General features: G+C 64.7%; 26 protein-coding genes and 4 tRNA genes. 22 read left to right on the top strand and 8 right to left on the bottom strand.

The genetic code is table 11. The features are described 5' to 3' along the window. Window positions 1–28 precede the first annotated feature (28 nt). Window positions 29–1,042 carry a cell division protein ZapE gene (gene zapE, locus CH305_RS22905; RefSeq protein WP_094704955.1) on the top strand — a complete coding sequence of 338 codons (1,014 nt, stop codon included), beginning with the start codon at window positions 29–31 and terminating at the stop codon, window positions 1,040–1,042. A 7-nt stretch (window positions 1,043–1,049) separates the two neighbouring features. Here zapE and CH305_RS22900 read toward each other — a convergent pair whose 3' ends face one another. The 7 genes from CH305_RS22900 to CH305_RS22870 all read right to left on the bottom strand — a co-directional run bounded on the left by CH305_RS22900 (window position 1,050) and on the right by CH305_RS22870 (window position 3,419). Further along, the gene (locus CH305_RS22900) at window positions 1,050–1,577 is read right to left on the bottom strand and encodes a GNAT family N-acetyltransferase (RefSeq protein ID WP_094704954.1); all 528 of its coding nucleotides are present in this window, start codon (window positions 1,575–1,577) and stop codon (window positions 1,050–1,052) included. Beyond that, window positions 1,574–2,026 carry a ribosomal protein L7/L12 gene (locus CH305_RS22895; RefSeq protein WP_037153171.1) on the bottom strand — a complete coding sequence of 151 codons (453 nt, stop codon included), beginning with the start codon at window positions 2,024–2,026 and terminating at the stop codon, window positions 1,574–1,576. The genes CH305_RS22900 and CH305_RS22895 overlap by 4 nt, the downstream gene beginning before the upstream one ends. Window positions 2,027–2,042: 16 nt before the next feature. After that, a complete protein-coding gene (locus tag CH305_RS22890; protein WP_094704953.1) occupies window positions 2,043–2,738 on the bottom strand; it encodes an alpha/beta family hydrolase in 696 nt (231 codons plus the stop codon). Next, the gene (locus CH305_RS22885) at window positions 2,731–3,054 is read right to left on the bottom strand and encodes a hypothetical protein (protein WP_256983967.1); all 324 of its coding nucleotides are present in this window, start codon (window positions 3,052–3,054) and stop codon (window positions 2,731–2,733) included. Before CH305_RS22885 ends, CH305_RS22890 begins: the two co-directional genes overlap by 8 nt. Window positions 3,055–3,147: 93 nt before the next feature. Further along, window positions 3,148–3,222, bottom strand: a tRNA-Val gene (locus CH305_RS22880). A gap of 37 nt (window positions 3,223–3,259) precedes the next feature. Further along, window positions 3,260–3,330: transfer RNA gene (locus tag CH305_RS22875), tRNA-Cys, on the bottom strand. A gap of 17 nt (window positions 3,331–3,347) precedes the next feature. Continuing rightward, window positions 3,348–3,419, bottom strand: a tRNA-Gly gene (locus tag CH305_RS22870). Between the two features lie 242 nt (window positions 3,420–3,661). Here CH305_RS22870 and CH305_RS22865 point away from each other — a divergent pair. From CH305_RS22865 to pdxS, 9 genes are all read left to right on the top strand, one after another. Further along, window positions 3,662–3,733 (top strand) — tRNA-Val (locus CH305_RS22865). Between the two features lie 116 nt (window positions 3,734–3,849). Beyond that, window positions 3,850–4,251: a TIGR02611 family protein gene (locus CH305_RS22860; protein WP_094705280.1), complete on the top strand. Its 402-nt coding sequence runs from the start codon at window positions 3,850–3,852 to the stop codon at window positions 4,249–4,251. Between the two features lie 101 nt (window positions 4,252–4,352). Continuing rightward, window positions 4,353–6,413 carry a threonine--tRNA ligase gene (gene thrS, locus CH305_RS22855; protein ID WP_094610464.1) on the top strand — a complete coding sequence of 687 codons (2,061 nt, stop codon included), beginning with the start codon at window positions 4,353–4,355 and terminating at the stop codon, window positions 6,411–6,413. A 1-nt stretch (window position 6,414) separates the two neighbouring features. Then, a complete protein-coding gene (locus tag CH305_RS22850; protein ID WP_037153177.1) occupies window positions 6,415–6,957 on the top strand; it encodes an HIT domain-containing protein in 543 nt (180 codons plus the stop codon). Window positions 6,958–6,982: 25 nt separating this feature from the next. Further along, a complete protein-coding gene (gene pgsA, locus CH305_RS22845) occupies window positions 6,983–7,666 on the top strand; it encodes a phosphatidylinositol phosphate synthase (RefSeq protein WP_094704952.1) in 684 nt (227 codons plus the stop codon). After that, the gene (locus CH305_RS22840) at window positions 7,663–8,568 is read left to right on the top strand and encodes a phosphatidylinositol mannoside acyltransferase (protein WP_094704951.1); all 906 of its coding nucleotides are present in this window, start codon (window positions 7,663–7,665) and stop codon (window positions 8,566–8,568) included. Before pgsA ends, CH305_RS22840 begins: the two co-directional genes overlap by 4 nt. Beyond that, a complete protein-coding gene (locus tag CH305_RS22835; RefSeq protein WP_037153185.1) occupies window positions 8,565–9,689 on the top strand; it encodes a glycosyltransferase family 4 protein in 1,125 nt (374 codons plus the stop codon). Before CH305_RS22840 ends, CH305_RS22835 begins: the two co-directional genes overlap by 4 nt. Continuing rightward, the gene (locus tag CH305_RS22830; RefSeq protein ID WP_032403324.1) at window positions 9,689–10,714 is read left to right on the top strand and encodes an NUDIX domain-containing protein; all 1,026 of its coding nucleotides are present in this window, start codon (window positions 9,689–9,691) and stop codon (window positions 10,712–10,714) included. The genes CH305_RS22835 and CH305_RS22830 overlap by 1 nt, the downstream gene beginning before the upstream one ends. 156 nt (window positions 10,715–10,870) lie before the next feature. Then, complete coding sequence (pdxS, locus tag CH305_RS22825; protein WP_032403325.1) at window positions 10,871–11,812, top strand: pyridoxal 5'-phosphate synthase lyase subunit PdxS; 942 nt, start codon at window positions 10,871–10,873, stop codon at window positions 11,810–11,812. A 7-nt stretch (window positions 11,813–11,819) separates the two neighbouring features. Here the strand turns inward: pdxS and CH305_RS22820 are convergent, their stop codons facing one another. Further along, window positions 11,820–12,482 carry a hypothetical protein gene (locus tag CH305_RS22820; protein WP_255182746.1) on the bottom strand — a complete coding sequence of 221 codons (663 nt, stop codon included), beginning with the start codon at window positions 12,480–12,482 and terminating at the stop codon, window positions 11,820–11,822. Between the two features lie 38 nt (window positions 12,483–12,520). Here CH305_RS22820 and CH305_RS22815 point away from each other — a divergent pair, with 38 nt between their 5' ends. The 12 genes from CH305_RS22815 (at window position 12,521) to CH305_RS22760 (ending at window position 25,715) form a co-directional block, all read left to right on the top strand. Beyond that, a complete protein-coding gene (locus CH305_RS22815) occupies window positions 12,521–13,372 on the top strand; it encodes an acyl-CoA thioesterase II (protein ID WP_094704950.1) in 852 nt (283 codons plus the stop codon). Next, window positions 13,369–13,971, top strand: a complete 603-nt coding sequence (pdxT, locus tag CH305_RS22810; protein ID WP_094704949.1) for a pyridoxal 5'-phosphate synthase glutaminase subunit PdxT — start codon at window positions 13,369–13,371, stop codon at window positions 13,969–13,971. The genes CH305_RS22815 and pdxT overlap by 4 nt, the downstream gene beginning before the upstream one ends. Window positions 13,972–14,079: 108 nt before the next feature. After that, window positions 14,080–14,838, top strand: a complete 759-nt coding sequence (locus tag CH305_RS22805) for a YebC/PmpR family DNA-binding transcriptional regulator (protein ID WP_032377773.1) — start codon at window positions 14,080–14,082, stop codon at window positions 14,836–14,838. Window positions 14,839–14,944: 106 nt separating this feature from the next. Then, entirely contained in the window at window positions 14,945–15,562 is a 618-nt protein-coding gene (gene ruvC / locus CH305_RS22800; protein ID WP_094704948.1) for a crossover junction endodeoxyribonuclease RuvC, read from the top strand. Continuing rightward, on the top strand, window positions 15,559–16,164 hold the full coding sequence (ruvA, locus tag CH305_RS22795; protein ID WP_032377775.1) for a Holliday junction branch migration protein RuvA: 606 nt from the start codon (window positions 15,559–15,561) through the stop codon (window positions 16,162–16,164). Before ruvC ends, ruvA begins: the two co-directional genes overlap by 4 nt. A 54-nt stretch (window positions 16,165–16,218) precedes the next feature. Beyond that, the gene (gene ruvB / locus CH305_RS22790; protein ID WP_057478785.1) at window positions 16,219–17,247 is read left to right on the top strand and encodes a Holliday junction branch migration DNA helicase RuvB; all 1,029 of its coding nucleotides are present in this window, start codon (window positions 16,219–16,221) and stop codon (window positions 17,245–17,247) included. A gap of 138 nt (window positions 17,248–17,385) precedes the next feature. Next, window positions 17,386–17,796 carry a preprotein translocase subunit YajC gene (yajC, locus tag CH305_RS22785; RefSeq protein WP_032403330.1) on the top strand — a complete coding sequence of 137 codons (411 nt, stop codon included), beginning with the start codon at window positions 17,386–17,388 and terminating at the stop codon, window positions 17,794–17,796. 163 nt (window positions 17,797–17,959) lie between these two features. Further along, window positions 17,960–19,714 (top strand): protein translocase subunit SecD, encoded by a 1,755-nt coding sequence (gene secD / locus CH305_RS22780; protein ID WP_094704947.1) that lies wholly within the window; start codon window positions 17,960–17,962, stop codon window positions 19,712–19,714. Between the two features lies 1 nt (window position 19,715). Continuing rightward, window positions 19,716–20,897 carry a protein translocase subunit SecF gene (gene secF / locus CH305_RS22775; protein WP_032403331.1) on the top strand — a complete coding sequence of 394 codons (1,182 nt, stop codon included), beginning with the start codon at window positions 19,716–19,718 and terminating at the stop codon, window positions 20,895–20,897. Window positions 20,898–20,923: 26 nt separating this feature from the next. Beyond that, the gene (locus CH305_RS22770) at window positions 20,924–22,627 is read left to right on the top strand and encodes an ABC transporter substrate-binding protein (protein ID WP_032403332.1); all 1,704 of its coding nucleotides are present in this window, start codon (window positions 20,924–20,926) and stop codon (window positions 22,625–22,627) included. Then, entirely contained in the window at window positions 22,624–23,163 is a 540-nt protein-coding gene (locus tag CH305_RS22765; protein ID WP_032403333.1) for an adenine phosphoribosyltransferase, read from the top strand. The genes CH305_RS22770 and CH305_RS22765 overlap by 4 nt, the downstream gene beginning before the upstream one ends. Before the next feature lie 218 nt (window positions 23,164–23,381). Then, window positions 23,382–25,715 carry a bifunctional (p)ppGpp synthetase/guanosine-3',5'-bis(diphosphate) 3'-pyrophosphohydrolase gene (locus tag CH305_RS22760; protein WP_032403654.1) on the top strand — a complete coding sequence of 778 codons (2,334 nt, stop codon included), beginning with the start codon at window positions 23,382–23,384 and terminating at the stop codon, window positions 25,713–25,715. The last annotated feature ends 27 nt before the right edge of the window (window positions 25,716–25,742 follow it).

Here is a 25,742-nt window from a genome sequence, read left to right as displayed (position 1 = left end):
GATCAGACCACGTCGTTACGCTCGACAAATGCCCGCACGCCTTGTCGACCGAAATCCCGTGGTCCCCTCCGATCAGCTGATCGCGCAGATGGTCCCGCCGGCGATGTTCGACGACGTCAGCTTCTCCTCGTACATTCCCGACCCCAAAGAGCCGAGCCAGGCTGCTGCGGTCGCGAAGGCCGAGGAATTCGCGAACAAAGTTCAGAAGATCCGCGGCAAGGGCAAGCGCGGACTTTTCGGCAAGAAGACCCCGGCCACCGGTGCGGGTCTGTACCTCGACGGCGGCTTCGGCGTCGGCAAGACCCACCTGCTGGCGTCGATCTACCACAGCGTTCCCGAGCCCAAGGCGTTCGGCACCTTCGTCGAGTTGACCCACGTGGTCGGCGCACTCGGCTTCAACAAGGCGCTGGAAGAACTCTCGGGCCATAGCGTGCTCTGCATCGACGAGTTCGAGCTCGACGATCCCGGCGACACGATGCTGGTCTCGCGGCTGCTGTCCGAGCTGTCTCAGCGTGGAGTGTCCATCGTCGCGACGTCGAACACCCTGCCCGGCCAGCTCGGTGAGGGCCGCTTCGCTGCTGAGGACTTCATGCGGGAGATCAAGAAGCTCGGTTCGATCTTCGAGTCCATCCGCGTCGACGGCCCCGACTACCGGCACCGCGACCTTCCTCCCGCCCCCGAGCCGACATCCGAGTCCGAGCTCGTCGAGCGCGCGGAGACCGTCGACGGCGCAACCCTGGACGATTTCGACGAGCTGTTGGCACATCTGAGCACGCTGCACCCCTCGCGCTACGGCAAGTTGCTCGACGGCATTCCTGCGGTGTTCCTGAAGAACGTGCACCCGGCATCGGATCAGGCCATCGCCCTGCGCCTGGTGGTGCTCGCCGACCGCCTGTACGACGCGGGCATCCCGGTGACAGCCTCGGGCGGCAAGCTCGACGAGATCTTCACCGAGGAGATGTTGGCCGGCGGTTACCGCAAGAAGTATCTGCGCGCGACCTCGCGTCTGCTCGCATTGTCCCGTTTCGCCGCAGTCGGCTGAATCCGCGTCACAGTCGTGCCTGCATGACGTAGTCGTCGTGTGTCTGCACGCCGACAACGAATGTCTTGGTGCCGACGATCTCGAATCCGTGCTTCGCGTAGAACTTCTGGGCACGCACGTTGAGTTGATTGACGCCCAGCCACGCTCCTGCGCAACCGGATTCGCGCGCGTGGGTCAATGCGAACGAGATCAGCCGTGCCGCCACTCCGCCGCCGTGCTCGGCCGGCCGTACGTACAGCTTGCTGACTTCCAGCGTCGGATGGTGCGAGAGGGCTGTTCGGATATCCGGGTCCGCTGGAGCGCCCGACACGAGCATCGCGTACCCGACCACCTCGCCGGTGGGTGTTTCGTCGACCAGAACGGTTCGGTTCGGGTCGGCAACGTAACCCTCGAAATTGCTGACCGACAACACGTTCGAGACGAAATGCTCGATGTCCTCGGTGCGAGTTCCCGGTGGGCAGGCGAGTGGAAAGGTCTGCGCGGCCAATTCTGCGACGTTGGATACATCGGCAATTGTCGCCACACGCACACTCACAGCAGATCCACTGCGTTCTTCGCCTCCCGCAACGACAAGCCGGTTCGATCGCGCAGCAGTTTGATGGCCGAGATCGCCTTGCCCTCCGACTTCAGCGACTGCAACCGCGGGATGAGGTCGTCCCAGGGTGTCGGACCGGACTGAGCCGCGTCGACGATGGTGGACGAAGACGGAAAGGGTTCGCCGCGTTGAACGTTTTCGATCGCGTTCTTCGCTTCGATGAGACCGGCACCTGTCCGTTCACGAAAGATCTTGATGGCCTGGATCTTCTTGTTCGCCGCCAACAACTGATGAATGTCTGCACGGGCGTTGCCATCGAGGCCGATCAGCCCGATGCTGCGCGATGTCTCCGGGCTCGAGCCGGGCTTCTTTCGGGCCAACAACCATGCTGCAAGCACCGCGGCATCGACGAGGACCAGAGCAACGATGAACCATCCCCAGGTCGGCATGCCTTAGTAGACCACTTCAGCGTGACGGGTCGAAGGGCGGGACGACTACCGAAGAATCGGAGAACAACGAGACCGCACCGGCAAGGGTTTTCGTCGCCGCGTCGTATTTGATCGGAGCGAGGTCGTGGCCCGCGCCCTCGATGTCGACGAGCAGTGTGGGGGCCGGGACGAGAGCGAGCGCAGCGCTCAGTTCGGCCGTGGTGCCGAACGGGTCCTTGGTGCCGTGCACCACCACCGTCGGTGTTCGCAGGTCAGGAAGGTGCTGTGTACGAGCCTTTTCCGGCTTGCCCGGTGGGTGCAGGGGATAGGAGGTCAGAACGAGTCCGTCGACGAGATCCGGGCGCTCGGCTGTGATCATCGACCCCTGTCTGCCACCGTAGGAATGCCCACCGAATGCGATGAAGCCCGATGTCTCGGCGCGGAGGCGGTCGATCGCCGCGGCGATGCCCAGCCGATCCTCGGCCGACCGAGACGGATGCGGCGGGCCCTTGGGTTTGCGTACTCGAAACGGGAGGTCGAACCGCAGCACCGTGAACCCGGCTGCGGCCCACACCGCAGCGATGCGCTGCAGCAGAAGCGACTCGCAGTTGCCGCCCGCGCCGTGGGTGAGAGCAATTCCGCCACGTGACGGTGTGGACGGGGTGTGCAGATGAGCGACGCCCCCGCCGAGTTCGATGTCGGCGGGGGCGTCGGGACCATCGAGTTCAGGCATCGTTCGAGGACGTTACCTTTTTGTCGGTGTCTGCGTGGCTCGAGTCCGTGCTGCCGGTTTCGGAGCTGTCGGATGCATCCTGATCGTCGGCGTCGACGAGCTCACCGTTGTCGTCGACCATGTCGGCGAATGCAGTCCCGGCGACGGTGCCGTTCGTTCCCGGTAGCGCCACGGTGGGCCGGGCACCGGGTCGATAGCGATCGTCGAGCCCTTCGACGGATTTCTTCGCATCCTCGAGGGTTGCGTCGTCGACTGTGGGTTCGCTCTGAGCATCGTCCGACACGTGAGTGTCCTTCCATCGAAGTGTGTGCGTCATCTCCACTGTGCACTCCTATGGCGTGAATCACCACAATTGATTCGTGAGACACAAAAAAGACCCCCTCGAAAGGGGGTCTGATCCGTCTGACTCTGGTGCGCGATACTGGGATTGAACCAGTGACCTCTTCCGTGTCAGGGAAGCGCTCTCCCGCTGAGCTAATCGCGCATGTCCTCGCATCGATTCTGCAATCGATGCACTAGCGAGGTGGAGACGGGAATCGAACCCGTGTGCACGGCTTTGCAGGCCGTTGCCTCACCACTCGGCCACTCCACCATGGGTCGAGACCCTCGAGCGGATGACGGGATTCGAACCCGCGACCCTCACCTTGGCAAGGTGATGCGCTACCACTGCGCCACATCCGCATACCCCGGAGGCGCTCACTGCTGGGCAGTTGTTGTCTCCGTGGTGCGGGGAAAACATTAACCCAACGGGAGTGAAACTCACAAATCTCGTGGTCAGCTGCAGAATTCGCGCGTTCGGTGCCTGTGAACGATGTGAAAGCAGTGGCGTGACGGCATTGGCTGGGCGCTGTGACTGTCTGTTCGGCGATCGGGCAGGCGATTCGGTTCGCCGTGACACCTCGTGTTAATGTTTTGCCTCGTTCGGTCCCGTGGCTCAGTGGGAGAGCGTCCGCTTCACACGCGGAAGGTCGCTGGTTCGATCCCAGCCGGGACCACAGAAAAGAAGGTTCACACCGCCCGTCGGTGTGGACCTTCTTGCGTTCGAGGCCGGTAGCCTGAGCCGGTGAGCACCGAACAGTCGAAGCCCCAGGGTGTGGCAGACCAAGGTCCGATGGACACAGCGAAGGTCGAGCACCGGCGTTTTCGGGCGCGCATCGCCGAGAACAAGTCTCTCGACCTCGCGTACCGCATCACGGTCGGAGTCGTCGGAACAGTCGTGCTCATCCTGGGTGTGCTTGCCATTCCATATCCCGGGCCGGGTTGGCTGATCGTGTTCGCGGGACTGGGCATCCTGGCGTCGGAATTCGCGTGGGCCAAGAGTGCACTGCGATTCGTCCGTAAGAGATACGACGCTTTCATGGCCTGGTTCTCGAAGCAGTCGATGTTCGTCAAGGGTCTCGGCGTGCTGTTCACCACGGTCGTCGTGCTCGCGACTCTGTGGCTGCTCGGAACGTTCGCGCTGGTGGGCGGCTGGTTCGGACTCGACTGGACGTGGCTCGAAAGTCCGATCTGATCAACGCGCCGCGCTGAGGGCCGACGAGGGGCTCGATGCCGATAGGCTGTCGGAGGCCTTCCTGGCCCGAAGAACCGATCGAGGAGTACATCGCCGTGAGCATGCCCGTTGTCGCCACCGTTCCACCCGCCCGCATCATGGTGCCGGCAGGAACGACGGCAGGTACGGCGCTCCGCGACACCGGCCTGCCGAACAAGGGACCCGACGCCATCGTCGTCGTGCGCGATCCCGACGGCAAGCTGCGCGATCTGTCCTGGTCGCCGGAGGGCGACATCGAGGTCGAGCCCGTGCCGGCGAACACCGAGGACGGGCGAAGCGTCATCAGGCATTCGGCCGCACACGTGTTGGCGCAGGCCGTTCAGGAGCTCTTTCCCGACGCCAAACTGGGCATCGGACCGTTCATCAAGGACGGCTTCTACTACGACTTCGACGTGAAGCAGCCGTTCACTCCCGAGGATCTGGCCGCCCTCGAGAAGAAGATGAAGCAGATCGTCAAAGCCGGACAGCGGTTTTCGCGTCGGGTGTACGAATCGGTGGAGCAGGCTCGCGAGGAGCTGGCGAACGAGCCGTACAAGCTCGAACTGATCGACGACAAGTCCGGAATCGACGATCCCGAGGTCATGGAGGTCGGTGGGGGAGAGCTGACCGCTTACGACAACCTCAATCCACGCACCGGCGAGCGGATCTGGGGCGATCTGTGCCGCGGCCCCCACATCCCCACTACGAAGTACGTTCCTGCGTTCAAGCTGACCCGCAGCTCGGCAGCCTACTGGCGCGGCAACCAGGACAACGCGGATCTGCAGCGCATCTACGGAACCGCATGGGAGTCGACCGAGGCGCTCGACGCTCATCTCGAACTGTTGGCCGAGGCCGAGCGCCGCGATCACCGCAAGCTCGGGTCCGAGCTGGACCTGTTCAGCTTCCCCGACGAACTGGGCTCCGGTCTTCCGGTGTTCCACCCCAAAGGTGGTGTGATCCGCAACGAGCTGGAGAACTACTCGCGCCAACGGCACATCGAAGAGGGCTACGAGTTCGTCAACACCCCGCACATCACCAAGGGCCATCTCTACGAGGTCTCGGGTCACCTCGATTGGTACCGGGACGGCATGTTCCCGGCGATGCACCTGGACGCCGAACTCGACGAGAACGGCGACGTCCGCAAGCCCGGCCAGGACTACTACCTCAAGCCGATGAACTGCCCGATGCACAACCTGATCTTCCGTTCCCGCGGCCGCTCGTACCGCGAACTGCCGTTGCGCCTGTTCGAGTTCGGCTCGGTCTACCGGTACGAGAAGTCGGGCGTCATCCATGGTCTGACTCGCGTGCGCGGCATGACCCAGGACGACGCGCACATCTTCTGCACCCGCGAGCAGATGCGCGGCGAACTCACCAGCACGCTGGAATTCGTCCTCGGTCTACTCAAGGACTACGGCCTCGACGATTTCTACCTGGAGCTCTCCACTCGTAATCCGGAGAAGTCGGTCGGCAGCGACGAGGTCTGGGAAGAGGCAACCAACACGCTCGCGGAGGTCGCGGCGGCGTCGGGTCTGGATCTGGTGCCCGATCCGGGCGGCGCGGCGTTCTACGGACCGAAGATCTCCGTGCAGGCCAAGGATGCTCTGGGGCGCACCTGGCAGATGTCGACCATCCAGCTCGACTTCAACCTGCCCGAACGCTTCGAGCTCGAATACACCGCCTCGGGCGGAGTCAAGGAACGCCCGGTGATGATCCACCGCGCGTTGTTCGGTTCGATCGAGCGATTCTTCGGCGTGCTCACCGAGCACTACGCCGGCGCATTCCCGGCGTGGCTGGCACCGGTTCAGGTTGTCGGTATCCCCGTTGCCGAGGTGCACCAGGACCACCTCTTCTCGGTGGTGAAGGAGCTCAAGAAGCTCGGGGTGCGCGCCGAGGTGGATGCCAGTGACGATCGGATGCAGAAGAAGATCTTCAACCAGACAGCTCAGAAGATCCCCTTCATGCTTCTCGCCGGCGAACGCGACGTCGAGGCCGGTGCCGTCAGCTTCCGATTCCGTGACGGCACTCAGGTCAACGGTGTTCCGGTTGCGCAGGCAGTAGCAACGATCACCGACTGGATCTCCCAGCGCAACAATGCATCACCGACTGCCGAACTCGTGCAGACCAGTACCGCAGGAGTGAGTTGACATGGGCGATCAGGACGAGTCGATCGTCGCCACCGGTGCCGGTGAGCCCGATCGGTTGCAGCGACTGTGGACCCCACATCGGATGTCCTACATAGCCGAGGCCCCACAGGCCTCGGCCAAGTCGAGTGAGCCGTTCTCCGACATCCCGAAGATGAGCGACGAGGACGGGCTGGTGGTCGCGCGCGGCGAATCGGTCTACGCGGTACTCAACCTGTACCCGTACAACCCCGGGCACGCGATGATCGTTCCGTACCGCCGGGTCGCGGCACTCGAAGATCTCACGCCCGCCGAGAGCGCCGAGTTGATGGCGTTCACCCAACAGATGATTCGCGTCATCAAGACGGTGTCGCGCCCGCACGGCTTCAACGTGGGCCTCAATCTCGGTGCCGCAGCAGGCGGATCGTTGGCCGAGCACCTGCACCAGCACATCGTCCCGCGGTGGGGCGGCGATGCGAACTTCATCACGGTGATCGGCGGTGCCAAGGTGATGCCGCAGTTGCTTCGCGACACTCGGGCCCTGCTCGCGTCGGCCTGGAACGAATGAACAACAGGCGAGAGGAGCACGCGCCGTGCTGAGCATTTTCGGCCGTGCGCCGGTGTCGAAGGTGACCGCCCCGCTCGGGCGCGCACTCAACAGCACCGGACTGACCCCCGACTCGGTGACGATCATCGGCACCGTCGTCACTGTGACGGCGGCAGTGACGATGTACCCGGCCGGCTACCTGTGGTGGGGCTCGATCGTCATCACCCTGTTCGTACTCTTCGACATGCTCGACGGTGCCATGGCACGGGCCAGAGGCGGCGGAACCAAGTACGGGGCCGTCCTGGATGCGACGTGCGATCGAGTGGCCGACGGCGCGATCTTCGGTGGCCTTGCCTGGTGGGCGGTGTATTCCGAGCAGGACAAGCCGCTGCTGGTGGCCACCCTGATCTGCCTGGTCACCTCGCAGGTGATCTCGTACGCCAAGGCGCGCGCCGAGGCCAGCGGACTCTCGGCCGACGGCGGTTGGATCGAACGCCCCGATCGCCTCGTCATCGTTCTCGTCGGAGCCGGCCTGACCGGCGTCGGTCGACACTTCGACATTCCGTGGCTGGACAGTCTGATCTACCCGGCGATGTGGATCCTCGCTGCCCTGAGCATCGTGACGGTGTTCCAACGCGTGCTCGCGGTCCGTGGATCGGAAGGGGCTCGCGACATCATCGTGCCTCCGACGGCACCGGCCTCCGACGATGGTGACGTGGCCGCGTCGTGAACTTCTCCGAACGAGCCAGCGACCTCGGATACGCAGCCGGCTGGCGACTCGTCCGATCGCTGCCGGAGGGCGTGGCGAGAGGTCTCTTCGATCGCGGTGCGGATTTCGCGTCCACCCGAAACGGTGGCCCGGACCAATTGCGCCGCAATCTCGCTCGTGTCCTCGGAACCACCCCCGGCGAAGTGCCCGACGAGCTGATTCGCGACAGCGTCCGGTCGTATGCCCGCTACTGGCGCGAGGCGTTCCGGTTGCCGTCGATGGATCTGGCCGCCCAGGCCGCCGTCATCGACCGGTGTGTGAACGGACAGGAGCATCTCGAGGCTGCCCTCGCGTCGGGTAAGGGTGCCGTGCTGGCGCTGCCGCACAGTGGCAACTGGGACATGGCGGGAATGTGGCTGGTGCGCAAGCACGGTGGACTCTCGACAGTTGCCGAACGTCTGAAACCCGAATCGCTGTACCAGCGGTTCGTTGCTTATCGGGAGAGCCTCGGCTTCGAGATCTTCCCGCTCAGCGGCGGTGAGCAGCCGCCTCTGCAGGCGCTGAGCGAGCGCCTGCGCGAGAACAAAGTGGTCTGCCTCCTCGGTGAACGTGATCTCGCCAAGCACGGAGTGCCGGTGACCTTCTTCGGTGAACCGACCCGGATGCCCGCGGGGGCCGCGAAGCTGGCGATCGACACCGGGGCGACGCTGCTGCCGGTGCACGGTTACTTCGACGGTGACGGGTGGGGTTTCGACATCTTTCCCGCGGTGGATGTCTCGCACGGAATCGATGTCGCCACACAGGCATTGGCAGATCACTTCGCTGCCGGCATTCGGGCGCACCCGGCCGATTGGCACATGCTCCAACCCCTGTGGATGAGCGACTGGTCGGCCGAACGACGCGCCCGAATCGAGGGCGCGTGAAGATCGGTATGGTCTGCCCGTACTCGTTCGACGTTCCCGGCGGGGTGCAGGCGCACGTCCAACAGTTGGCGGAGGTGTTCATCGAGCGCGGGCATCGGGTGAGCGTGCTGGCACCGGCGTCGGACGACGTCGAGCTGCCGGAGTTCGTGGTGTCGGCGGGGGAGGCGCTCGCCATTCCCTACAACGGATCGGTCGCGCGTCTTCGATTCGGACCGGTGACGTATTCCCGCATCCGAAAGTGGATATCGGACAACGATTTCGACGTTTTGCACATCCACGAACCGAACGCTCCGAGTCTGTCGATGCTGGCCCTCAAGGCTGCGGACGGTCCGATCGTGGCGACATTCCATACCTCCACCACGAAGTCCTTGGTGCTCAGCACGTTCCAGGGCGTCCTACGTCCGTACCACGAGAAGATCAGCGGCCGGATCGCCGTATCGGAGCTCGCTCGACGCTGGCAGGTCGAGGCACTCGGATCCGATGCCGTCGAGATCCCCAACGGCGTCGACGTGCCCGCGTTCGCCGATGCCCCTGTGCTGGAAGGCTATCCCCGAGCCGGCCGTACGGTGCTCTTCCTCGGCCGATTCGACGAACCGCGTAAGGGAATGGCCGTTCTGCTCGGCGCCCTGCCCGCACTGGTCGAATCACATCCCGACATCGAGATCCTCGTCGTCGGCCGCGGCGACGAGGACAAACTGCGCAAGGACGCAGGCGCACTGTCGTCACACCTGACCTTCCTGGGACAGGTGGACGACGCGACGAAGGCCTCCGCGATGCGCAGTGCCGATGTCTACTGCGCCCCGAATCTCGGCGGGGAGAGCTTCGGCATCGTGCTCGTCGAGGCCATGGCAGCCGGAACACCGGTCGTGGCAAGCGAACTCGACGCCTTCCGCAGGGTGCTCAGGGACGGCACCTGCGGACTGTTGGTTCCGATCGACGATTCCGATGCCCTCGCTGTAGCCGTCACCTCGATCCTGTCCGACGACACCGTCCGAGACCGACTGGTCGACGCCGCGTCGGTGGCTGTGTCCGCCTACGACTGGCCCGTCGTCGCCGAGCAGATCCTGCGGGTCTACGAGACCGTCACCCTCGGCGGACAGAAAGTGCGAGCGTCGACCTGATGACCCTGTCTGCCGTCACAATTCTGGTGCTCGGGCTGATTGCAGTCCTGATTCTCGTCGTCGGTCTGTGGGCCTACGGGACGGCCAATCGACTCGATCGCTTGCACGTGCGCACCGACCTCGCGTGGCAGTCCCTCGACGCCGCACTCGCCCGCCGTGCCGTCGTCGCGCGTGCAGTGTCTGCGGCCACCCGCGACTCGGTGCCGTCGAGCAGAGAACTCGCCGCGCTGGCGGACCGAGCCGAGCGAGCCGACCGGTCGCAGCGAGAAGAAGCCGAGAACGCGGTATCGATGGCGCTCGCGGTCGTCGAACCGAATGAGCTTCCCCCGCAACTGGTTGCAGAATTGGCCGACGCCGAGGCTCGTGTACTGATTGCCCGGCGGTTCCACAACGATGCCGTGCGCGACACTCTGGCGTTGCGCATCCGTCGACCGGTCCGGTGGTTGCATCTCGGTGGAACGGCCGCACTGCCGTCGTACTTCGAGATCGCGGAGCGTTCTGCCGCTGCGACGTTCGGCAGCGAGAATCGGGCCACTCCGCGAACCTCCGCGCGAGTGGTGTTGCTCGACGAGCGCGGGCGCGTACTGCTGTTGCGGGGCCACGATCCGACAGTGCCCGACACCTTCTTCTGGTTCACGATCGGTGGGGCAGTGGAGAAGGGGGAATCGCTCCGCGAGGCAGCGGTGCGAGAAGTACACGAAGAAACGGGATTGCGCGTCGCTGCAGCCGATCTACGCGGTCCGTTGTGGCGGCGCGTCGCAACGTTCCCGTTCAACGGAACCCTGATCAGGTCCGAGGAACTGTTCTTCGCGCACCGAACACAGGAGTTCGAGCCGGAGAGCGCCGGGTTCACCGACTTCGAGCGACGGACCGTGACCGGGCATCAGTGGTGCACCGAGTCCGACATCCGGGCGCTCAGCGCCCTCGGCGAGAACGTCTATCCTCAGGACCTGGCGGAACTGCTCGACGAGGTGAACGTGGCTCTCGCTCGACGCGGCGACCCGGACGTGCGCGCGATTCGGTAGGCATCTGGACCCTTTCGAGCAGTCCAGCAATCTTCAAGTGGTTATGGGAATCGCACGGGCGAAGGCCTATCGTTCTGGGCGCGACATCGCGCCGCGCGCGATCGCACCTATCAGCCCGCAGCGCCGTAACAGCGTCGAAGAACACAGGAGTTTCGCTTGACTACCCCACACGCCTCGAACACGCCCGCCGCATCGGTCGACGGTGGATCCGGCGAAAACGGAGTCGGCACCGCGCGCGTCAAGCGGGGTATGGCCGAGATGCTCAAGGGCGGCGTCATCATGGACGTGGTCACCGCCGATCAGGCCAAGATCGCCGAGGACGCCGGAGCTGTCGCCGTCATGGCTCTCGAGCGCGTTCCCGCCGACATCCGCGCCCAGGGTGGGGTGTCGCGCATGAGCGATCCCGACATGATCGACAGCATCATTTCTTCGGTGAGTATTCCGGTGATGGCCAAGGCACGCATCGGACACTTCGTCGAGGCGCAGATCCTGCAGAGCCTGGGCGTCGACTACATCGACGAGTCCGAGGTGCTCACCCCGGCCGACTACGCCAATCACATCGACAAGTGGAACTTCACCGTTCCTTTCGTCTGCGGTGCCACCAACCTGGGTGAGGCCCTGCGCCGAATCACCGAGGGCGCGGCCATGATTCGCTCCAAGGGTGAGGCCGGCACCGGTGACGTCTCGAATGCGACGACGCACATGCGCAAGATCCGCGACGAGATTCGCCGACTCACCTCGCTGCCCGAGGACGAGCTGTACGTGGCGGCGAAGGAACTGCAGGCACCGTACGACCTCGTCGTCGAGATCGCCAGGGCGGGCAAGCTGCCCGTCACGCTGTTCACGGCCGGCGGTATCGCTACCCCTGCCGATGCGGCGATGATGATGCAACTCGGTGCCGAGGGAGTCTTCGTCGGGTCGGGAATCTTCAAGTCCGGCAACCCGAAGGAGCGCGCCGAGGCAATCGTCAAGGCCACCACGTTCTTCGACGACCCCGACGTCCTTGCGAAGGTCTCGCGTGGCCTCGGTGAGGCGATGGTCGGCATCAATGTCGACGACCTCCCCGTCGGACACCGGCTCGCCGAGCGCGGTTGGTGACTCGCTTCTAGGGTCGGTGTTCCAATGCCGGGCGGTCCGGATGGTCCCATCGGACCAAAAAATCCGGCCGGCCGGCGGAACGGTCCGACCGATTCAGGCTGTCGTAGTACGTCGCCAAGGGCTCGCATGTCCATTCTTCGGCCGCATCGGTTCTGCGCCGTAGCGCAGTCTCGGACAGCCGGAGGTGCACCGACAGATCGACGTCGAGGCCTCGCCCGAGCAGCATGGGACCGGCAATCAGCACGATCTCGTTCGGCGCGGCCGGGACGCTGCGGGCACGAGCCGATCGATCGGTTGCCTCATCCCACAGACGAGGCAGGAAGTGACCTCGGCCACCGGGTCGCAGCGGTGCGATGACCTCCCGAGATACGGCGTCGTAGTCGAACCACAGTGTGCGATAGCTCAATTCGTCGTGGCGTGAATACTCGAATCGGATCGACGCTGGTCGGACGTAGTCGTGCAGATCGATCACGGTTGCCGAACGGCCGCCGGAGCGGGCGTGTTCTGCTGTGCGCGAGGCGAACTCGACCGGCCGCGCAGCATCGGCACCGTCCACCACGACGATCGTTCGGGCGCCGGCCGGACAGGATTCGACGATCGATGCCACGAGGAGATCGGGAAAGATCGGCACAGGTTGACCCACACCGACCATCTTGCCTGGTCGATCCATTGTTAGCCTGATCCACTGGAGAAAGGTGGGCACCAGCCATGGCCAGTATCGAGGACATTCTCGAATTGGAACGGATCGAGAACGACATCTATCGGGGACGGACTTTCCCGAGTCGTCTACCCCGGACGTTCGGCGGCCAGGTTGCGGGCCAGGCGCTCGTCGCGGCGGTGCGCACAGTGGCCCCCGAGTTTCGTGTGCACTCGTTGCACGGCTACTTCCTGCGTCCGGGCAACCCCAACGAACCGGCCGTGTTCATGGTCGATCGAATCCGTGACGGACGGTCGTTCTGCACGCGCCGCGTCACCGGAATTCAGCACGGCAAAGCAATATTCACGATGTCTGCGTCGTTCCACAGCGACGACGACGGTATTTCTCATCAGGACCTCATGCCCGAGGTCGTCGGCCCGGAGACTCTGCCCGATCCGACCACCCTCGCCGAGTACGACAACTCGTACTACAAGGAGTGGTCGGAATGGGACATCCGTCTCATTCCCGATGGCCAGACCGTCAAGCATCCGAGTTTCGCTGCGCAGCAACGTGTCTGGTTCCGCTATCGCGATACGTTGCCCGACGATCAGGTCTTCCACGTCTGTGCACTGGCCTACATGAGCGACATGACGCTGCTGGGTTCGGCCAAGGTGCCGCACCCGGACGCCGTCACTCAGACCGCCTCCCTCGACCACGCCCTGTGGTTCCTCCGGCCGTTCCGTGCGGACGAGTGGTTGTTGTACGACCAGACGTCACCGTCCGCCGATTTCGGGCGGGCGCTGACTCAGGGCCGAATCTTCGACACCTCCGGACGCATGGTCGCCGCGGTGGTGCAGGAGGGGCTGATGCGGTACGAGCGAGACACCAGCAAATCCAACGTCGATCCGTTCGGCCTGAAGTGACCTCTCCGACCATCGGAGTTCTGGCACTGCAAGGCGATGTTCGCGAACATCTGGCAGCACTCGAGTCGAGTGGTGCGAACGGCATCACGGTGCGGCGTCCGGCCGAACTCGCACAGATCGACGGGCTGATCATCCCCGGTGGGGAATCGACGACCATGAGCAACCTGCTCGGTGTGTTCGATCTGCTCGACCCGTTGCGTGCCCGATTGGCCGAGGGCATGCCCGCATACGGATCCTGCGCGGGCATGATCCTGCTGGCGTCCGAGATTCTCGATACCCGACCCGACGCGCGGCATCTGGACTCCCTCGACATCACCGTGCGGCGCAATGCTTTCGGCCGTCAGGTCGACTCCTTCGAGACCGATCTCGACGTCATCGACATCGACGGCGGCCCGGTGCGCGCGGTGTTCATCAGGGCACCCTGGGTCGAGCGCGTCGGCGAAGACGTCGAGGTCCTTGCCACCGTGCCCCATGGACCGGCTGCGGGACGTGTGGTGGCCGTGAGGCAGAACTCGGTGCTGGCGACGAGCTTCCATCCCGAGGTCACCGGGGACGATCGTGTGCACCGACTGTTCGTCGACATGGTGCGTCGCAGTTAGAAACGGTGTGCCGCCGTTTCGAACTCGCCGGAGCAGGTCGGTCCCGAGCGGGGTAGCGGGCGAGTAAAGTCGACAACACTGATTTCGAGCAGGAAGGGGCTCTATCGCATGAGCGGCCACTCAAAATGGGCCACCACCAAGCACAAGAAGGCGGTGATCGACGCCCGACGCGGCAAGTCTTTCGCCAAACTCATCAAGAACATCGAGGTGGCGGCCCGCACGGGTGGCGGTGACCCCACGGGCAACCCGACTCTCTTCGATGCCATCCAGAAGGCGAAGAAGACCTCGGTTCCGATCGACAACATCGAGCGGGCCCGTAAGCGAGGCGCAGGCGAAGAGACCGGTGGAGCCGACTGGCAAACCATCATGTACGAGGGCTACGGCCCCAACGGTGTGGCGATTCTGATCGAGTGCCTCACCGACAACCGCAACCGCGCCGCAGGCGAGGTACGCGTGGCAATGACGCGCAACGGCGGAAACATGGCAGACCCGGGTTCGGTCTCGTACCTGTTCTCGCGCAAGGGCGTGGTGACTCTCGAGAAGAACGGTCAGAGTGAGGACGACGTCCTGATGGCCGTTCTCGAAGCCGGTGCCGAGGAAGTCAACGACAACGGCGACACGTTCGAGATCGTCAGCGAGCCGACGGACCTGATCGCAGTGCGCACCGCGCTGCAGGAGGCCGGATTCGACTACGACTCGGCCGAGGCGAGCTTTCAGGCCTCGGTCAACGTTCCGGTGGATGCGGACGGCGCGCGCAAGGTCTTCAAGCTCATCGACGCGCTGGAAGACAGCGACGACGTGCAGAACGTCTGGTCCAACGTGGATCTGTCCGACGAGGTCATGGCCGAGCTCGACGAAGAGGACTGACCGCGTCGACTCGATCGAGCCAACAGGCCGGGTGTCGTATCCCTGATCCGTCGGTGCGCTCCGCTACGCTATCGAACAACAGTTCGTAAGCGGAAGGTGTGGTGGCGTGCGGGTGATGGGTGTCGACCCCGGTCTCACCAGGTGTGGGCTCAGTTTGATCGAGGGTGGTGTGGGTCGATCGGTGGTTGCTCTCGACGTGGATGTGGTGCGCACGCCCGCGGACATGGATCTTGCGCAGCGGTTGCTGCGCATCTCCGAGGCAGCAGAATATTGGCTCGATACCCACAAGCCCTCGGTGGTGGCCATCGAGCGGGTGTTCGCGCAGCACAACGTCCGCACCGCCATGGGAACCGCGCAAGCCGGCGGAGTGATCGCGCTGGCGGCGGCCCGGCGGGGCGTCGATGTCTGCTTCCATACCCCCAGTGAAGTCAAGGCCGCGGTCACCGGCAACGGTTCGGCCGACAAGGCCCAGGTCACTGCGATGGTCATGCGCATTCTGGGTCTGCAGACTGCCCCGACCCCGGCGGATGCCGCCGACGCACTTGCGCTGGGCATCTGTCATTGCTGGAGGGCTCCGATGATCGCTCGGATGGCGAAAGCAGAAGCCATGGCGGCAGAACAGAAGCGCAAGTACGACGCGCGTCTGGCCGAGGAGCGTAGGGCTCGCGCCGTCGTTGCACGCAGAATCGAGAAGATGGCCAAGAAAGAGGCGGGCGCACGATGATCGCATCGATCAGAGGCTCGGTGATCGACATCGCGCTCGATCACGCCGTGCTCGAGGCTGCCGGCGTCGGATACCGCATCAGCGCCACTCCGGCGACGCTGGCCACGCTGCACCGCGGGAGCGAATCGACGCTCCTGACAACCATGATCGTGCGCGAGGACTCGCAGACGCTGTACGGGTTTCCGGACAAGGAGTCACGCGAGCTGTTCGAGTTGCTTCTCACCGTGTCCGGCGTCGGACCGCGGATCGCAATGGCCACGCTGGCCGTGCACGAACCGGACGCGCTGCGAACGGCGTTGGCGGACAGTGACATCGGAGCACTGACGAGGGTTCCCGGAATCGGCAAACGTGGCGCGGAGAGAATGGTCGTCGAGTTGCGCGACAAGGTGGACGCAGTGGTCGGCCGCGCTGGTAATTCGGTTCTGCCGGGATCCGGTGCCGGAAATTCGGTGCGTGACCAGATAGTCGAGGCGCTGATCGGGCTCGGATTCCCGGCGAAGCAGGCCGAGGAGTCCACCGACGCGGTACTCGCCCAGCAGCCGGAGGCCACGACGTCGATTGCGCTGAGGTCGGCCCTGGCGTACCTCGGAAAGTCCAGGTAGGCCGGCGTGGACGAGGACGACCAGGCCGCCGAATCACAGGTGGGCGCGGACGCCATGTCCGACGACCTGGATGTCGAGACGAGCCTGCGTCCGAAGAACCTCACCGATTTCATCGGTCAGCCTCGGGTACGTGAGCAGCTTCAGCTCGTACTGTCCGGTGCCAAGATGCGCGGCGGCACTCCCGATCACATCCTGATGTCCGGGCCTCCGGGGCTCGGCAAGACCAGTATGGCGATGATCATCGCCGCCGAGTTGGGAACCTCGCTGCGGCTCACGTCCGGGCCGGCGCTCGAGCGCGCTGGGGACCTGGCAGCGATGCTCAGCAACCTGGTCGAGGGAGACGTGCTGTTCATCGACGAGATCCATCGCATCGCCCGTCCGGCCGAGGAGATGCTGTATCTGGCGATGGAGGACTTCCGCGTCGACGTCATCGTCGGTAAGGGGCCGGGTGCGACGTCGATACCGCTCGAGGTGGCTCCGTTCACGCTTGTCGGAGCGACCACCAGGTCGGGTGCTCTCACCGGGCCGCTGCGTGACCGATTCGGATTCGTGGCGCACATGGATTTCTACGAGCCGAGCGAGCTCGAGCGCATCCTCATGCGGTCGGCCGGAATACTCGGGGTGCCGATCGACCGAGACGGCTGCGCCGAGATCGCCGGCCGTTCGCGTGGCACTCCACGTATCGCGAACCGACTGCTCCGGCGAGTGCGCGACTACGCGGATGTGCGGGGCGATGGCACCGTCACCCGGGAGACGGCCAAAGCGGCTCTGGTGGTGTACGACGTCGACAAGCTCGGCCTCGACCGACTCGACCGTGCCGTCCTCAGTGCACTCATCCGGAGCTTCGGCGGGGGACCGGTCGGCGTATCGACGCTGGCCGTCGCCGTCGGGGAGGAACCCTCGACGGTCGAGGAAGTGTGCGAACCCTTCCTGGTGCGCGCAGGCATGATCGCCCGCACACCACGAGGCCGCGTTGCCACTGCCACCGCGTGGCAACATCTCGGTCTGACCCCGCCGCCGGACCTCGCGGTAGGGGGAATTTCGGTCCGATCCTCGGAGGCTGCGCAGGGATTATTCGACTGAATCGGGCAGAACACGAGACGAACGGACCGGATCGGTTCCCGGTGATGGCACACTGGGTAGCTGCGAGGCCCACACCCACGGCGTTCTCGCACGAGACAATGACGATTTTCGACCCGAACTTCGAGGACTGACCTTCCGATGGATTTGCTGTTTCCGCTGCTGATCGTGGCCCTTCTGGTACCGCTGTTTCTCAATGCGCGTCGACAGAAGAAGGTGCTGGCCAAAACCACGGAGATGCAAGACTCGCTCAAGGTCGGTGACGAGGTCGTCACCACGGCGGGCCTGTACGCCCGCGTGGTTCTGGTCGAGGACGACACGATCGACCTCGAGATCGCGGACGGCGTCATCACCACCTGGTCTCGCGCCGTAGTACGCGAGGTGCTGCCCGATGGCTCCGAATTCGACGACACCGAGTTCGAGACCACCACCGACGCCGACATCGCGGCCCTCGACTCGAGCACCAGCGCAGGGCCGTCGTTGCACAAGACCGACGTCAGCGGGCCCGACGAGACCGTGGAACAGACGGCGAAGCGGCTCGAAAAAGAGTGAGCAGCCGTTGATCCGAACCGCTGTCGGAGACTTCGATCCGGCAGCGGTTTCGTCTGCGGTGACCGATGTGGTGCACAATCGCAGCGCTCGCCGCTGACATATCGGGCCGACAGTCCCCGCAGGAACCGACACTTTCCATCGCCTTAGAGGAGAAACACTCACCGTGGCACCTACCAGCGGACCGGTGCGTCCCGCCCGCTATCTCGCCGTTTTTGCGGTGCTGATAGCAGCGGTGTACGCCCTGGTCTTCTTCACCGGAGACAAAGACCCCTCGCCGAAGCTGGGAATCGACCTGCAGGGCGGCACGCGCGTGACACTCACCGCGCGAACCCCCGACGGCAATGCGCCGACGCAGGACAGCCTGAAGCAGGCCCAGCAGATCATCGAGACTCGCGTCAACGGTCTCGGTGTCACGGGCTCCGAGGTGGTCGTCGACGGAGACAACCTCGTCATCACGGTGCCCGGTGACGACAGTTCTCAGGCGCGCACTCTGGGCCAGACCGCACGACTGTTCATCCGACCCGTGGTGGGATCGGTTGCCCCGTCGGCGGGCGCGGGTGCAGGGTCGCAGCAAACGCCGGCCGACCCCGCCGCGCCGGTCGATCCGGCCGCTCCTGCAGATCCCGCCGCTCCTGCTGCAGATCCCGCCGCACCGGCCGCTCCTCAGAGTCGGGTCTTCCCGGCGCAGGATCCGTCTGCGGTGGATCCGACGCCCGCTCCCGCGACCGATGCACCCGCTACCGACGATCCCGCCGCGGATGCGTCGCTGTCGGACGCCGATCGTGCTGCACAGGAGATCGCCGACGCCAAGACGCTGCGGCAGAGCGAGGATCAGCAGATTCAGCAGTTGGCGATGCAGTCCCTCGACTGCAACGCGGCCGACCCCCTCGCTGGCAACGACGATCCGGCTCTTCCCCTCGTTGCGTGCTCGACCGACGGGACGGCCGTCTACCTGCTCGGCCCGACGATCATCGACGGGCAGCAGATCGCCGACGCAACCTCCGGATTCGACAGCCAACAGGCCCAGTTCCAGGTGAGCCTGACGTTCGACTCGGACGGTTCCAACACGTGGGCTCAGTTCACCGCCGCCAACCTGCAGAAGCAGGTCGCATTCGTGCTCGACTCGAAGGTGATCAGTGCGCCGGTGATTCAGGGTGCCACCCCCGCGGGCAGCGCCACCTCGATCACCGGAAACTTCAACGCCCAGAGTGCCTCGGAGCTGGCCAACACCCTCAAGTACGGCTCTCTACCGCTGTCCTTCGTATCCTCCGAAGCCGAAACTGTCTCGGCCACACTGGGATTGGCTTCGCTGGAAGCCGGCCTCATCGCCGGAGCCATCGGACTGGCGCTCGTGCTGGTCTACTGCCTGCTCTATTACCGCGCCCTGGGTCTGCTCACGGCGCTGTCGTTGGCGTTGGCGGGTCTCGTCGTCTACGGAATCATCGTTCTGTTGGGCAGGTGGATCAGCTTCACCCTGGACCTCGCAGGAATTGCCGGACTCATCATCGGCATCGGTATGACCGCGGACTCCTTCGTGGTGTTCTTCGAGCGCATCAAGGACGAAATTCGTGAGGGTCGCAGTTTCCGGTCGGCGGTACCACGCGGTTGGGCACGCGCACGCAAAACCATCCTGTCCGGCAACGCGGTCAGCTTCATCGCGGCCGCGGTGCTGTACGTACTCGCTGTGGGGCAGGTCCGCGGCTTCGCCTTCACCCTCGGTCTGACGACGATCCTCGACATCATCGTCGTGGTGCTGGTGACCTGGCCACTGGTGTACCTGGCGTCGAAGTCGAAATTCTGGTCCAAGCCGTCCGTCAACGGTCTCGGTGCCGTCCAGCAGATCGCGCTCGAACGCAAGCGTGCTGCCAACAAGGCGCTCGCCGTCAAGACCGGCACCACGCCGTCGAAGGAGGCATGACATGTCGGATACGACCACGTCGACCCCATCGCCCCTCGACGACTCGAGTGTCGATCAGTCCACCCAGCCCAAGCACAGCTGGCTGTCCAGGCTCTACACCGGAACCGGTGCCTTCGACATCGTCGGTCGTCGCCGCTTCTACTACATCCTCACCGCTGTCATCGTGTTGGTGTGCCTGCTGAGCTTCCTCGTGCGCGGATTCACGCTCGGCATCGATTTCGAGGGCGGGACTCGGATTGCCCTGCCGGCCGCCGACAACATCTCCACCGAGCAGGTCGAAACCGTGTACAACGACTCGCTGGGTATGCCCCCGGTGTCGGTGCAGACGGTCGGCTCGGGCGCGGCAGCAACGGTGCAGATTCGCTCCGAAGCTCTCGACCCCGGTGAAGTGGACAGCTTGCGTCAGGCGTTGTTCCAGGCTTTCGAGCCGCAGGACAACAGCGGCACCGCAACCCCCAATGCGATCAGTGTGTCCGACGTCAGTGAGACCTGGGGTGGCCAGATCACCCAGAAGGCGTTGATCGCGCTCGCGGTGTTCCTGGTCATCGTCAGCATCTACATCGCTGTCCGATACGAACGGGATATGGCGTTCGCCGCTCTGGCTGCTCTGGGATTCGACCTCGTCGTCACGGCAGGCGTGTACTCGATCGTCGGGTTCGAGGTGACTCCTGCGACGGTCATCGGACTGCTGACGATCCTCGGTTTCTCGTTGTACGACTCGGTGGTGGTGTTCGACAAGGTCGAGGAGAACACCCGCGGGATCTTGAACCTGCACCGCAAGACGTACGCAGAGCAGGCCAACCTCGCTGTCAACCAGACCCTGATGCGCTCGATCAACACGACCGTCATCGGCGTTCTGCCGGTGATCGCGCTCATGATCGTCGCCGTCTGGCTGCTCGGGGTCGGCACACTCAAGGACCTGGCGCTGGTGCAGCTCGTCGGCATGATCGTCGGTGCCTACTCGTCCATCTTCTTCGCTACTCCGCTGCTGGTGACGCTCAAGGAGAAGTGGGGCCCGGTTGCTGCCCACACACGCAAGGTCCACTCCAAGCGGGCCGATGCCGCTGCCCGCGCGGCCGGTCTCGCTCCCGAACCGGTGGCCGTCGGAGTGTCCACCACCAAGGCGTCCACTCCGCAGCCGGGTAACCGGCCCACCGGAAAGCGAAACAAGAAGCGACGGTAGATATCCACCCTCGACTGGGACGGAGAGTGCACGTGAAACGCAGGTGGAGCGCGGCACTGGTGGCGGCCGGTGTCGCTGCGGTGTCCATCACCGCGTGTTCGTCGCCCGAGGACAAGGTTCCCTCGATCGGCTACTCGTTCGACAACGTCGTCGACACGTACAACGCCAGAACGGTCGACGGCGCGGCGTCGGGAGCTCGGCAGGCGTTCACCCGGGTTCAGGTGGGCTTCAGCTACCTCGGTCCCGAGGGGGATGCGTTGTCGGACAACGATATCGGGACCACGGAAGTGGTTCCCGGTGACACGTTGACCGTACAGTACTCCATTGCCCCAGCGGCGAAGTACTCCGACGGTGCACCGATGGCCTGCGACGACCTCGTGTTGGCCTGGGCTGCGAACAGCGGCCGATTCGCCACCGACGGTCCCATGTTCGACGCGGCGTCGTCGGCCGGGTACTCGGACATCCAACGCATCGACTGTGTCCCCGGGGCCAAGGAGGCCACGGTCGTGTTCGCTCCAGGGCGCAGTTACCAGAACTGGCGCGCCCTGTTCGGTGCCACCGATCTGTTGCCTGCGCACGTTGCGGCCCGGGCGGCAGGAGTGCCGAACGTCGTCGATCCCATCCTGGCCGGCGACAACGATGTGGTGGGCCGCATCGCCGAATTCTGGAATACCGGATGGACACTGACGCCGGGCGCGATCGACACCTCGTTGCTGCCCTCGGCCGGGCCGTACCGCGTCGAGTCGTACACCGCCGACGGAGGTCTTGTTCTCGTCGCGAACGAGGCTTGGTGGGGAATTCCGCCCGAAACCGAGCAGGTAGTCGTCTGGCCCAAGGGCACCGACGTGGCTGCCAAGGTGGCGGACGGCTCGCTCGACGTGCTCGACCACGGTGCGGGCGCCGTCGATCTCGGCACGACCGAGGGATTCGCGACCAGCGAGGAGCCGTCACGAGGCCTCGAACAGCTGACCTTCGCCACACAAGGGGTACTGGCCGACGCGAGCGCGCGACGAGCGGTCGCCGCGTGCATCCCGAGATCGGATCTGTTCGACACGCTCGGGCATCCGGGATCGGACGCTCCAGCGGCCGGGCTCGGCTCGGGAATCGTCGATGCTCGACTGGTGCAACTGGACACCCTCGAGTATCCGGCGGTCGCAACCGTCGTCGGCGATCGGTATCGGCGCTCGGACCTGGATCAGGCGGGCAAGGAACTTGCTGCGGCAGGCGAGAGTGCCCTCACCGTTCGCGTCGGCTACCGGGGACCGGATGCTCGTCGCGCACAGGAAGTCGGCCGCATGGCTGCCGATTGCGCTGCTGCCGGCATCACCGTCGTCGATGCGAGCTCGCCGGAGTTCACGCCGTCCGCCCTGCGCGGCGGTGCCGTCGACGCGGTGCTGGGCAGCAGTGGTTCTCTGCCCGGGCCATCGGGGTCGGCAGGTGGAGCTGTCGCACGGTATTCGCTCAGGACGGGAATCGGACTGAACGTCGGCGGCTACAGCAACGGCAGGATCGATTCCATCGTCGATCAGCTGGCGGTGACCGATGACCCCGAGCGAGTGCTGGCTCTCGCCACGGAGGGCGAGAACATCCTGTGGAACGACATGCCGTCGCTTCCCCTGTACAACGAGCCGCGCACCACCGTCGTCAGCGACGGAATGCAGGATGTGGTGCCCAACCCGACGGCCGCTGGTGCCGGATGGAACATGGATCGGTGGGTTCTTCTTCGATGAACGACGCAGGTGATCGGGCAGACGCAGTCGCTGCCGTGGCTCGGCTGACGCGGTGGGTCGACGACTTCCCCGTTCCCGGAGTGCGTTTCGGCGATCTGACGCCGGTGTTCGCAGACGGCAGCGCCTTGCGCAGCGTCGTGTCGGAGTTGGCGCAGGGCCACCACGATGTCGATCTGGTTGCGGGAATCGACGCGCGTGGCTTTCTGCTGGGTGCCGGTGTGGCCCTGGAGCTGGGCTGCGGTGTGCTGGCAGTGCGCAAGGCGGGCAAGCTGCCACCTCCGGTGCATTCGCGGGCCTACGACCTCGAATACGGGACCGCCGAGTTGCAGATCCCGACGGCGATCGAGCTGGCTGGACGGCGGGTGTTGGTGATCGACGACGTGCTGGCGACGGGCGGTACCGTCGACGCGACCGCACGGTTGTTGGCCGATCAGGGTGCGGTGATAGTCGGTGCCGCCGTCGTTCTCGAGATCACGGCCCTGGGAGGGCGTGAGAGGTGCAGTGACTACCCGCTCGCCTGCCTGGTTCGAGTATGAGGACTAAAGTCTCTACATAATGCGTTCTCCGGATGCGTCCGGCGACAGCGTGGAGCGCGTGGCAGGAGGTGATGAGAGTGACCCGTTACATCGATCAGCCCTTGCCGGATGGGCCCGCCGTCCCCGAAAGGCCTGACGTTTCCGATCAGGCCGGAGTCGACGTCGTGACCGAGGGCGAGACCGGCTCCGGTGACACCGGCCCCGCAGTCGAGTCCCCGATGTCCCGTGATTCTGTTTCCCCCGATTCTGTGCCGAACGACGCGCAGGCTCCGTCCGGTACGCGCAATTCGGCACCGGTACCGACGTCGGCGTCGCGGCGGGTGCGGGCCCGTCTGGCGCGCCGCATCACCGCCGGACGCAGCGCCGCCGTCAAGCCGGTGCTCGAACCTCTCGTCAGCCTGCACCGCGAGCTCTACCCCAAGGCCGATCTCGCGTTGTTGCAGCGGGCCTACGACGTCGCGGACGAGTTGCATGCATCGCAGATGCGTAAGTCCGGCGATCCCTACATCACTCATCCGCTCGCCGTGGCGAACATCCTGGCCGAGCTGGGAATGGACACCACGACGCTGGTAGCGGCGTTGCTGCACGACACGGTCGAGGACACCGGGTATTCGCTCGCCAAGTTGACCGAGGAATTCGGCGAGGAGGTATCCCATCTGGTCGACGGGGTGACCAAACTCGACAAGGTGGTTCTCGGAACCGCGGCCGAAGGCGAGACCATCCGCAAGATGATCATCGCGATGGCGCGAGATCCGCGGGTGCTCGTCATCAAGGTGGCAGACCGACTGCACAACATGCGCACCATGCGTTTCCTGCCGCCGGAGAAGCAGGCCCGCAAGGCGAAAGAAACGCTGGAAGTCATTGCGCCGCTTGCGCATCGGCTCGGAATGGCAACGGTCAAGTGGGAGCTCGAGGACCTGGCGTTCGCCATCCTGCACCCCAAGAAGTACGACGAGATAGTTCGTCTCGTTGCCGATAGAGCACCATCACGCGACACGTACCTCGAGAAGGTGCGGGCCGAGATCAACGCGACACTGGCGGCGTCGAGAATCAGCGCCGTGGTCGAGGGGCGGCCGAAGCACTACTGGTCGATCTACCAGAAAATGATCGTCAAGGGCCGCGATTTCGACGACATCCACGACCTCGTGGGTGTCCGGATCCTGTGCGACGAGATCCGCGACTGCTACGCCGCCGTGGGTGTCGTGCACTCGCTGTGGCAGCCGATGGCGGGCCGCTTCAAGGACTACATCGCTCAACCGCGCTACGGCGTTTACCAGTCTCTGCACACCACGGTGATCGGACCCGAGGGCAAGCCTCTCGAGGTGCAGATCCGCACGCGGGACATGCACCGGACGGCAGAGTTCGGAATTGCTGCGCACTGGCGGTACAAGGAGACCAAGGGCAAGCACTCTCAGGACAACGCCGAGGTCGACGACATGGCGTGGATGCGCCAACTGCTCGACTGGCAACGTGAAGCGGCCGATCCCGGAGAGTTTCTCGAGTCGCTGCGGTACGACCTCGCGGTCAAGGAGATCTTCGTCTTCACGCCCAAGGGCGACGTCGTCACCTTGCCCGCCGGTTCGTGTCCGGTCGACTTCGCCTACGCGGTACACACCGAGGTGGGCCATCGCTGTATCGGCGCACGCGTCAATGGTCGACTTGTCGCACTCGAGCGCACCCTGGACAACGGTGAAGTGGTCGAGGTGTTCACCTCCAAGGCCGCCACCGCCGGACCGAGCCGGGACTGGCAGGGATTCGTGGCATCGCCGCGAGCGAAGACCAAGATTCGTCAGTGGTTCGCCAAGGAGCGCCGCGAGGAAGCACTCGAGGCCGGCAAGGACGCCATCGCGAAAGAGGTGCGCCGAGGCGGACTACCGTTGCAGCGGTTGATGAATGCCGAATCGATGTCGGCCATCGCGCACGAACTGCGGTACGTCGATGTCTCGGCGCTCTACACCGCGGTCGGCGAGAATCACGTGTCCGCTCGCCACGTGGTGCAGCGTTTGGTCGCTCATCTCGGCGGTGTCGGCGATGTCGAGGAAGAACTCGCCGAGCGGTCGACTCCGTCGACAATTCCTACCCGTCCTCGCCAGGTCGGCGATGCCGGGGTGTTGGTCACCGGTGCGGACGGCGTCGTCGCGAAACTCGCGAAGTGCTGTACTCCCGTGCCAGGAGACGAGATCCTCGGATTCGTCACCCGCGGCGGTTCGGTCAGCGTGCATCGCACCGACTGCACCAACGCTCGCTCACTCGAGGAGCAGTCCGAGCGGTTCATCGAGGTTCAGTGGGCACCGTCGGCGTCCTCGGTGTTCCTGGTGGCCATTCAGATCGAGGCACTCGACCGCCACCGACTGCTTTCCGATGTGACCAAAGCGCTGGCCGACGAGAAGGTCAACATCCTCTCGGCATCCGTCGCCACGTCGGGAGACAGGGTTGCGATCAGCAAATTCACGTTCGAGATGGGTGATCCCAAGCATCTGGGTCACGTGCTGAACGTGGTCCGCAATGTCGAGGGCGTCTACGACGTCTACCGGCTGACATCGGCCGCCTGAGCGGTCCCGACAACCACGAGAGGGTGA

The sequence above is a fragment of the Rhodococcus sp. 15-649-2-2 genome, from assembly GCF_002258645.1.
Classification (GTDB): domain Bacteria; phylum Actinomycetota; class Actinomycetes; order Mycobacteriales; family Mycobacteriaceae; genus Rhodococcoides.
This window is presented reverse-complemented; position numbering and strand designations above follow the sequence as displayed.